The organism is Luteibacter sp., assembly GCF_009912395.1.
In the GTDB taxonomy this organism is placed as follows: domain Bacteria; phylum Pseudomonadota; class Gammaproteobacteria; order Xanthomonadales; family Rhodanobacteraceae; genus Luteibacter.
The window spans coordinates 115,498-124,482 of sequence record NZ_WNDO01000017.1 but is presented as its reverse complement, the minus strand read 5'-3'; the positions used below and the strand labels follow the sequence as shown (position 1 = coordinate 124,482).

Sequence of the window (8,985 nt, the reverse complement as noted above, 5' to 3'; positions counted from 1 at the left end):
CTGTATGGAAGGGCCATCGCTCAACGGATAAAAGGTACTCCGGGGATAACAGGCTGATACCGCCCAAGAGTTCATATCGACGGCGGTGTTTGGCACCTCGATGTCGGCTCATCACATCCTGGGGCTGTAGCCGGTCCCAAGGGTATGGCTGTTCGCCATTTAAAGTGGTACGCGAGCTGGGTTCAGAACGTCGTGAGACAGTTCGGTCCCTATCTGTCGTGGGCGTTGGAGATTTGAGAGGGGCTGCTCCTAGTACGAGAGGACCGGAGTGGACGTTCCGCTGGTGTTCGGGTTGTCATGCCCATGGCATTGCCCGGTAGCTATGAACGGAAGCGATAACCGCTGAAAGCATCTAAGCGGGAAGCGCGCCTCAAGATGAGATCTCCCGAGAGCTTGACTCTCCTTAAGGCACCATCAAGACTAGGTGGTTGATAGGCGCGGTGTGGAAGTGCAGCAATGCATTGAGCTTACGCGTACTAATGAGCCGTGAGGCTTGACCATATAACCCCAAGACGCTTCACCGTCTTAACTCTAAGTCATCCGATTACCCCCGGACGCTTGTCACTCGTTTACAACTTTGCGGAGCCGGCGCTCAAAAAGCGCTGCTCCCACCCCTTCCCTGGCGGCCATAGCGGCGTGGTCCCACCTGATCCCATCCCGAACTCAGAAGTGAAACGCGCATGCGCCGATGGTAGTGTGGCTCAAGCCATGCAAGAGTAGGTCACCGCCAGGGGCTTTATCCTAGAAGGCCTCCCCAATCGGGGAGGCCTTCGTCTTTCCGGCGTTTGCTGTCGTGCCCAACGGGCACGCACAGCAACAGGTCACCGCCAGGGGCTTTATCCTGAAACACCCCGGTCTCTTCTGAGACCGGGGTTTTTCTTTTGCCTCGCCGCCCCCAAGCCCCTGTAGGAGCGCGCTTGCGCGCGATCGGACCTCGCCGCAACACCCCATCGCGCGCTAGCGCGCTCCTACAGAACGCTGCCCGGGACACCGTCCAGACCGACAATCCTTCTGCGCGATCAATCGGTTACTCTAGGCTCATGTACCTAGAGACCTTCGGGCTGCGCGAGCCGCCGTTCGGCGACACACCGGATCCCCGTTTCGCGTGCCTGTTCACGCGAGAGCGGGACATCCTCGCGCACATCGAATATGAACTCGGTGCGGCAGACTCCGGCATCACCCTCGTCACGGGCGAACAAGGCGTCGGAAAGACACTGCTCTGCATGCTGATCGAAGCCGATGCGCCCAATCACGGCGTCACGGTGGTCAGGCATGGCGCCGGTGACTACGCCCTCGGCACAGTGGGCTGGCTCCGCTCCATGTACGCCGGTTTCGGGCTCCCGCTGCCTCTAAGCGCCGAAGCCAACACGGAAGACCATCTGGTCGACGGGCTCGCCGCAGGTCTCGGGCGACTTGCCCACCATGTCGATAAACGCTTCCTGCTTCTTCTTGACGATGGCGACGACCTGTCCGACATCGACCTGGCGGATATCGAGCGATTGCTGGTCGCCTGTGCGAAGAACTCGGCGCCCATGTATGTCGTCCTCGCCGGTACAACCGCTTTTCGCGATCGCCTGACCGGTGCGGCGATCTCGGCCCGTATCCGCAGCCGTCTGCCTCTGGTCGTACTCAACGAGGAGGAAAGCGAGCGCTACGTCCGCCATCGCCTCCACGTAGCCGGTACCTCGCAGATGCCCTTCAGTCGCCTGGGCCTTCGTAGCCTGCGCGATGACGGCAAGGGCAATCCCCGTAGGCTCAACACCCTGGCTCATCGCGCGCTAGAGCGAGCGGCGGAACGCGGGGAACAATCGATCGGCGAGCGGGCGCTCGGCTTCGTGGCTCGCGAGGTACTGCCCCAGTACGCGCGCTATTGGCTACGCCGCTACCGCAAGCAAATCTTCATTGGCGCCGCGACATTGGCGGCCCTGTTCCTCATCGGTTCCGCCACCTGGTTCTTCTCCGGGCGCAGTCCCTCCCGCCCGAAGAACTTGGTCACGGCCACGCCGGACCAGGCGCTGGCCAAGTTCAAGGATGCCCTGCCTGATCCCGAAGCAGGAAAAGTCCGCGTCTGGGGCGAATTGCTTGCCCGTTGGCAGGTGACGTCCCGCGAGACCAGCGTGGCCAATGCCATCCACTGCGATGCGGTCATCTTTCCCGGCTTCGCCTGCGTAAGCGGAAGGGGATCGATCGACCAGCTCCGTCGTTTCGACCGTCCGATGGTGCTCGAACTGGACGATGCCGACGGCAAGCAGCAGGTCCTCATGGTCGGTGCAGGCGATGAGGCGGTGCGTCTGTATCTTGGCGGCAAATACGTCGAACTGACCCGCGACGCCTTCGAACATGTCTGGAACGGGCGATTTTACGCGGTCTTCCGCATCGATCCCGCCATGCCGGCGAAGCTATCGCGTGGAGACACGGGCGATGGCGTACGCTGGTTGCTCGCCCACTTGCCTTCCAACGGCAACGCCGGGCCGGCGTCGGCGACCGCGTTCGACCGCAGCGTGGAATCTCGTGTCCGCAGCATCCAGCAGCGTTTCGGTATCTCGGCCGATGGCGTCGTCGGTCCGGAAACCATGTTCGCCCTGTCGTCCCTGGAAACCGAAGGCCCGCACCTGGCCCGTGGCGTTCCCTGACCATGTTCGTCCACGTCGATACGCGCCGTCGTTCACGGCTGTGCTGGGCGACCATGCTCGTGGTGGTGTGCGTGGTCTGTTTCGTGGTGCTTGCCCTGAGCGGTCGGGCCGAGCGCATCTGGATCATGCTGCACTGGGGTACGGTTCCCGCGCATCTGTTCGGAACAGGGCTTCCCTTATGGGAGCAGATCAGCGATCCCGCCCTACTACGGCTGTTCACCGCGATTTTCATCCATGGCGGCTGGCTGCATCTGCTGAGCAACCTGTTGTTCCTGGTGATCTTCAGCCTGCCGGCGGAGCGTAGCCTTGGATCACCGCGCTTCCTGCTGCTGTTCCTGCTTGGCGGCATCGTCGCCAACCTGATTGGTGCGATCTCGCTCACGGGCGCCCGCGTGGCCATCATCGGCTGCAGTGGCGCGGTGTCGGCCGTCGTCGGCGCCTACGTCACCTTGTTTCCGCGGGCGAAGCTGGGCCTGGTCGTGCCACTCGGTCTGTATCTCGAGTTCGTCCGCGTCCCGGCCTTCGTGCTCATCGGCATCTGGGCCCTGGTGCAGCTGCTTTTCAGCTATGCAGGCGCGAGCTATGGCGCCGTCGTGTGGTGGACCCACATCGGCGGCTTTCTGTTTGGCATTCTATTCGCGCTGTTTTCGCGCGGAGCGATCGAGCGCCGCCTACGCGGGTGAGAGCTCGCTTTCCATGGCGAGGTGGCGGCTGACAAAGCCGCGCAGCAATCGCGTCGCCTTCGGCGTGGGCGCAACCGCGGCCAGCAAGGCATCCGGATCCTGGCCTTCCTTGCGCAGCACGTCATCCTTGCGCCGGATATAGGCGCGCATCACTTCGGCCGAGAATTCCGGATGGAACTGCGTGCTGATGGCGTGCTTGCCATAGCGGACCAGGTGATTCGGATCGCGGTCGGAGCGTGCCAGCGACACGGCTCCGGGCGGCAGTTCGAGCACACTCTGTTCGTGCGTGGCATGGGCGCGGAACGTGGTCGGAAGATCCGTTGCCAGCAGGTCGTCCACCGCGCTTGCATCGGTCGTCAGCGACACGGTACCCATCTCGCGACCACCCGGCAGATAGTCCACCCGACCGCCGAGCGCATGCGACATCAGCTGGTGGCCATAACAGACACCAAGCATCGGCAGCTCGATATCCATCGCGTCGCGAATCCAGCCGGCGGTACGTTCGCTCCAGGGCAGGCGTTCGGTGACCATGGACGCCGAGCCGGTGAGGATGACGCCGGCACAGTCCGACGGCGCCGGCAGCACGTCGCCGTTCTCGACGTCGAGGATGCGGACGAGGGGTTCACGAAGACGAAGGCCAAGCTTGAACCAGCGGGGGAAGTCGCCGTGGCGGGCGCTGATGACGTCCGGCGCGCGGCCGGTGCGGACGATGAGTACAGGCTTCATGCAGGAGGTGTGTCGTCGATATCCGTGGGCGGAAGCACGTTGAGCACTTCGCGTACTGTGGTCAGGCCAGCGGCAACCTGCGCCGCGGCAGAAATGCGCAGGGGCTTCATGCCCTCGCGCAAGGCGATGTCGTTGAGCCGGCCCAGGTCGAGCGTGGCGGTGATGACGCCGCGCACGCGCGACGACAACGGCATCATCTCGTACACGCCGGTACGTCCGAGAAAGCCCGTCTTGCGGCATTCCAGGCAGCCAACAGGTTCATAGACCTGTTCGGGGACGGGCAGTTCCCAACCATGGGTGAGCGCATTCCACGCGTCGGGGTCCTGTTTCCCCGGCTGTTTGCAATGCGGGCAAAGGGTACGAACCAGTCGCTGGGCGACGACGCCTGCGATTGTCGACTGGATCAGGTAATGCGGCACGCCCAGGTCCAGCATGCGGGTGATCGCACTCGGCGAGTCGTTGGTATGCAGCGTGGAAAGCACAAGGTGACCGGTGAGCGAGGCCTGCACGGCCATCTGCGCCGTCTCCAGATCGCGGATCTCGCCAATCATGATGATGTCCGGATCCTGACGCAGCAGCGTACGCACGCCGGCGGCGAAATCCAGGTCGATCGCGGGCTGCACCTGCATCTGGTTGAGATCGGGCGAGACCATCTCGATGGGGTCTTCCACCGTGCAGACGTTCAGTTCCGGACGCGCCAGATGTTTCAGCGTGGAATACAACGTCGTGGTCTTGCCCGAGCCGGTCGGACCCGTGACCAGCACGATGCCGTGCGGTCGCTCGACCATGGAACGCCACAGCTTCGCTTCCTCGACGGAGAAGCCGAGCTGCGAGAAGTCTTTCATCACCAGGTCGGGGTCGAAGATGCGCATCACCACCTTCTCGCCGAAGGCGGTCGGCATGGTGGAGATACGCAGCTCCACTTCGCGACCACCGGCGGAACGTGTCTTGATGCGACCATCCTGCGGGCGACGTTTTTCCGCGACATCCATGCGCGCCAGGATCTTCACGCGTGCGGTCACTGCGGTGGTGACCGGCGGCGGCAGCTCGAACACTTTCTGCATCACGCCGTCGATGCGAAAGCGGATCTGCCCGGCGTCGCGTCGCGGCTCCAGGTGGATATCCGAGGCACGTTGCTCGAAGGCGTATTGCAGCAACCAGTCGACGATATGCACCACGTGGCGATCGTCGGCGCCTACCTCGCCGCTCTTGCCCAGTTCCACCAGCTGTTCGAAGTTGAAGATCTTCGTCGGCTCGCCACCCTTGGCATCCTGTGCCAGTTGGATGGACCGTTGCACGCCGTAGAACTCGAGCAGGTAGCGGTTGATGTCGATCGGGCTGGCGACGACGCGCCGGATGTCGCGCCGGAGCATGTGGGCCAGATCGCTGGCCCAGGCCGAATCGAAGGGCTCGGCGGTCGCGAACACCACCTCGCCGGGCGACGAGGACACCGGCAGGATGCGATGACGCTGGGCGTAGGCGTTGCTGACCACCTGCGTGACCTGGGCCACGTTGATCTTCATGGGGTCGATCTTGAGGTAGGGCAGGTCGGCCTTGCCGGCCAGCCATTCGGTCAAGCCTTCAAGGCTCAGCGGCCGGCCCGGATCGCGACGGTTTTCCAGTTTCGCGTTGGCGATGAGCACCAGCGGATTCAGCTCGATGGCCGTTTTGCCTCCGCGGGCGCTGGCGCGGGCGCGCTTGGCATCCTCGCCCGAGACGTACCCGTCGACGACGAGGCAAGCCAGCACCTCCTCGAGTTCCAGTCGACCGCGACGACCCAGCAGAGCGCCGGATTGCGGATTGACAGCCATGGCATCCGACCCCGTATTGAAGACTACGCCGGTATACTAGCCCGCTTTCTCAAGGACTCGGGAACCCATGTCCGCGCCCACTTTCCAAGACGTGATCCAGACCCTGAACCGCTACTGGGCGGACCAGGGCTGCGTGCTGGTCCAGCCGCTCGATACGGAGGTCGGTGCCGGCACGTTCCATCCCGCCACCTTCCTGCGCGCGCTCGGACCCGAGCCCTGGGCGGCCGCCTACGTGCAGCCCTGCCGTCGCCCGACCGATGGCCGCTACGGCGACAACCCGAACCGTCTCCAGCACTACTACCAGTATCAGGTGGTGCTCAAGCCGAACCCGGACGACATCCTCGAGCGCTACATCGGCTCGTTGAAGGCGCTGGGCATCGATCCGCTGGTCCATGACCTGCGTTTCGTCGAGGACAACTGGGAATCGCCCACGCTCGGTGCGTGGGGCTTGGGCTGGGAAGTCTGGCTCAACGGCATGGAAGTGACCCAGTTCACCTATTTCCAGCAGGCCGGCGGCCTCGAATGCCGCCCCGTCACCGGTGAGATCACCTACGGCCTCGAGCGCCTGGTGATGTACCTGCAGAACGTCGACAGCATCTACGACATCGTCTGGACGCACGCCCCGCACGGCGTGGTCACCTATGGCGACGTCTTCCACCAGAACGAAGTCGAGCAGAGCACCTACAACTTCGAACACGCCAACGTCGCCGAGTTGTTCCACTGGTTCGACGTGTGCGAGGCCGAAGCCGGCAAGCTCATCGCCGCGGGCCTGCCACTGCCTGGCTACGAGCAGGTCTGCAAGGCCAGCCATGCGTTCAATCTGCTGGACGCTCGTCGCGCCATCAGCGTCACCGAGCGTCAGCGCTACATCCTGCGCGTGCGTACCCTGGCCCGCAGCGTGGCCGAGGCCTACGTGGCACAACGCGAAAAGCTCGGTTTCCCCGGCCTGAAGAACAGCAAGGAGGCCGTCCATGGCTGATAAGCGCCTGCCGCTCGTCATCGAGCTTGGCACCGAAGAACTGCCGCCGAAGGCACTCGACGACCTCGCCGGCGCCTTCGCGCGCGGTGTCGCCGAAGGCCTGGAAAAGCGCGGTGTGGTGGCCGATTACGCGTCGGTGAAGGCCTATGCCTCGCCGCGCCGCCTGGCCGTGCATATCGCCGATGTCGCCGTGGCCCAGCCGGAGCAGAACGTCGAGCGTCGCGGCCCCGCCGTGTCCGCCAGCATCGGTCCGGATGGCCAGCCCGCCAAGGCGCTGGTCGGCTTCGCCCAGTCCTGCGGCGTGGACGTTTCCGCGCTGGAAAAGCTGGAAACCGACAAGGGTGCCTGGTTCGTGTTCCGCGCGGTGAAGCCGGGCCAGCCCACGGCCGCGTTGCTCCAGGAAATCGTCGTCGAGGCGCTGAAAGGCCTGCCGATCCCGAAGGCCATGCGCTGGGGCAACCGCGAGGACAGCTTCGTCCGTCCGGTACACAGCCTGCTCATGCTGCACGGCGCGGACATCGTCGATGGCGAGGTCCTTGGCCTGAAGAGTGGCCGTCTCAGCCAGGGGCATCGCTTCCATCATCCGCAGCCGGTGCATGTCGCCGATGCCGACAGCTGGCTCGACGCCCTGCGCCAGGCCAAGGTCATGGCCGATCCGGCGGAGCGCCGCCAGCGCGTGCGCGACGAGGTGGCCCGCGTGGCCATCGGCGGCGTACCGCGCCTGTCGGACGACCTGCTGACCGAGATCGCCAACCTCACCGAATGGCCGGTGGGCATCGCCTGCACCTTCGAGCGCGAATTCCTCGACGTGCCGCCGGAAGCGCTGGTCACCACGATGGAGACCAACCAGAAGTTCGTCCCGGTGTTCACCGCCGAGGGCAAGCTCACCGAGCACTTCATCGGTATCGCCAACATCGAGAGCCGCGACCCGGCCGAGATCCGCAAGGGCTACGAGCGCGTCATCCGCCCGCGCTTCGCCGACGCCAAGTTCTTCTGGGACGAAGACCTCAAGGCCCCCCTGGCCGACTACCAGGACGCCCTGAAGAACGTCACCTACCAGCAGTCGCTGGGCAGCCTGTGGGACAAGACGGTCCGTGTGGCCGAACTGGCCCGTGTCGTGGCGAACCGCGTGGACGTGGACGCGGGCAAGGCCACGCACGCCGCGGCCCTGGCCAAGTGCGACCTGCTGACCCGCATGGTAGGCGAGTTCCCTGAACTGCAGGGCGTGATGGGCCGTTACTACGCCACCCGTCAGGGCATCGATGCGGACGTGGCCGCGGCCCTCGACAGCTTCTACCAGCCACGTTTCGGCGGCGACGCCATCGCGGCGGGCAAGGTCGGCCAGGTGCTGGCCGTGGCCGAGCGCCTGGATACCCTGGCCGGCATCTTCGCCGTGGGCATGAAGCCCAGCGGCAACAAGGATCCGTTCGCCCTCCGCCGCGCGGCACTGGGCCTGGCCCGCACCCTCATCGAGGGCGGTCTGGACATCGACCTGCGCGCCGCCTTGACCGAAGCATTCGAGCTGGTGCCGGAAGCGGCCTTCATTGCGGGCGTGAAGCCCGGCAAGGACGGCAAGCCGCCGGTCGTCGACATCGGCGCCCGCCGCCGTGAGCTGGGCGACGAGGTCCATGCCTTCGTGCAGGAACGCCTGCGTGGCTACTACACCGAGCAGGGTTTCTCGGTCGACCAGTTCGAATCGGTGCTGGCCGTCGCGCCGGCCACGCTGCCGGACTTCGATCGTCGCCTGCGTGCCGTGGGCGAGTTCGCCCGTCGCAGCGAGGCCGCCAGCCTCGCCGCCGCGAACAAGCGCGTGGCGAACATCCTGCGCAAGCAGGCGGAAGAAGCCGACGCGGCGCCGATTCCGGCGAACGTCGATCCGGCTCATTTCGAGTTCGACGCCGAGCGCGAACTGCATGCGGCACTGGGCGCCGCCCGCGCGGAGACGCAAGGCTTGCTCGCTCAGAAGGACTACACCGGCACGCTCGCCCGCCTCGCGGCATTGCAGGCCCCGGTCGATCGTTTCTTCGACGACGTGCTGGTGAACGCGGAGAACCCGGCGGTGCGTTTCAATCGCCTCGCACTGCTGGCGCAGCTGAAGGCCACGTTCGGCGCCATCGCCGACATTTCCCGCCTCTGATCCACGCCACACCCTG

General features: G+C 64.9%; 6 protein-coding genes and 2 rRNA genes. 6 read left to right on the top strand and 2 right to left on the bottom strand.

What is annotated here, in order from left to right:
• The 4 genes from GAK28_RS15835 to GAK28_RS15820 form a co-directional block, all read left to right on the top strand.
• Nucleotides 1-501: ribosomal RNA gene (locus GAK28_RS15835) — 23S ribosomal RNA — on the top strand; the annotation flags it as partial.
• Nucleotides 502-618: 117 nt separating this feature from the next.
• Nucleotides 619-733, top strand: a 5S ribosomal RNA gene (rrf, locus tag GAK28_RS15830).
• Between the two features lie 307 nt (nucleotides 734-1,040).
• Nucleotides 1,041-2,633: an ExeA family protein gene (locus tag GAK28_RS15825; RefSeq protein ID WP_291781191.1), complete on the top strand. Its 1,593-nt coding sequence runs from the start codon at nucleotides 1,041-1,043 to the stop codon at nucleotides 2,631-2,633.
• Nucleotides 2,634-2,635: 2 nt separating this feature from the next.
• Nucleotides 2,636-3,316, top strand: coding sequence for a rhomboid family intramembrane serine protease (locus GAK28_RS15820; protein ID WP_291781188.1), 681 nt, complete (start codon nucleotides 2,636-2,638; stop codon nucleotides 3,314-3,316).
• Here the strand turns inward: GAK28_RS15820 and GAK28_RS15815 are convergent.
• On the bottom strand, nucleotides 3,305-4,042 hold the full coding sequence (locus GAK28_RS15815) for a glutamine amidotransferase (RefSeq protein ID WP_291781186.1): 738 nt from the start codon (nucleotides 4,040-4,042) through the stop codon (nucleotides 3,305-3,307). The two genes, GAK28_RS15820 and GAK28_RS15815, sit on opposite strands and share 12 nt — an antisense overlap.
• Nucleotides 4,039-5,853: a GspE/PulE family protein gene (locus GAK28_RS15810; protein ID WP_291781183.1), complete on the bottom strand. Its 1,815-nt coding sequence runs from the start codon at nucleotides 5,851-5,853 to the stop codon at nucleotides 4,039-4,041. The genes GAK28_RS15815 and GAK28_RS15810 overlap by 4 nt, the downstream gene beginning before the upstream one ends.
• Before the next feature lie 67 nt (nucleotides 5,854-5,920).
• On the opposite strand from GAK28_RS15810, the gene glyQ reads away from it, so the two are divergent.
• Together glyQ and glyS are read left to right on the top strand one after the other, a co-directional pair.
• Nucleotides 5,921-6,832 carry a glycine--tRNA ligase subunit alpha gene (gene glyQ, locus GAK28_RS15805; RefSeq protein WP_291781180.1) on the top strand — a complete coding sequence of 304 codons (912 nt, stop codon included), beginning with the start codon at nucleotides 5,921-5,923 and terminating at the stop codon, nucleotides 6,830-6,832.
• On the top strand, nucleotides 6,825-8,969 hold the full coding sequence (gene glyS / locus GAK28_RS15800; protein WP_291781177.1) for a glycine--tRNA ligase subunit beta: 2,145 nt from the start codon (nucleotides 6,825-6,827) through the stop codon (nucleotides 8,967-8,969). Before glyQ ends, glyS begins: the two co-directional genes overlap by 8 nt.
• The last annotated feature ends 16 nt before the right edge of the window (nucleotides 8,970-8,985 follow it).

Excerpts from the sequence above, each read along its gene's own strand:
- GAK28_RS15810 (WP_291781183.1), bottom strand. The coding sequence starts at position 5,853 with ATGGCTGTCAATCCGCAATCCGGCGCTCTGCTGGGTCGTCGCGGTCGA.
- GAK28_RS15815 (WP_291781186.1), bottom strand. The coding sequence starts at position 4,042 with ATGAAGCCTGTACTCATCGTCCGCACCGGCCGCGCGCCGGACGTCATC.
- GAK28_RS15820 (WP_291781188.1), top strand. The coding sequence starts at position 2,636 with ATGTTCGTCCACGTCGATACGCGCCGTCGTTCACGGCTGTGCTGGGCG.
- glyS (WP_291781177.1), top strand. The coding sequence starts at position 6,825 with ATGGCTGATAAGCGCCTGCCGCTCGTCATCGAGCTTGGCACCGAAGAA.
- glyQ (WP_291781180.1), top strand. The coding sequence starts at position 5,921 with ATGTCCGCGCCCACTTTCCAAGACGTGATCCAGACCCTGAACCGCTAC.
- GAK28_RS15825 (WP_291781191.1), top strand. The coding sequence starts at position 1,041 with ATGTACCTAGAGACCTTCGGGCTGCGCGAGCCGCCGTTCGGCGACACA.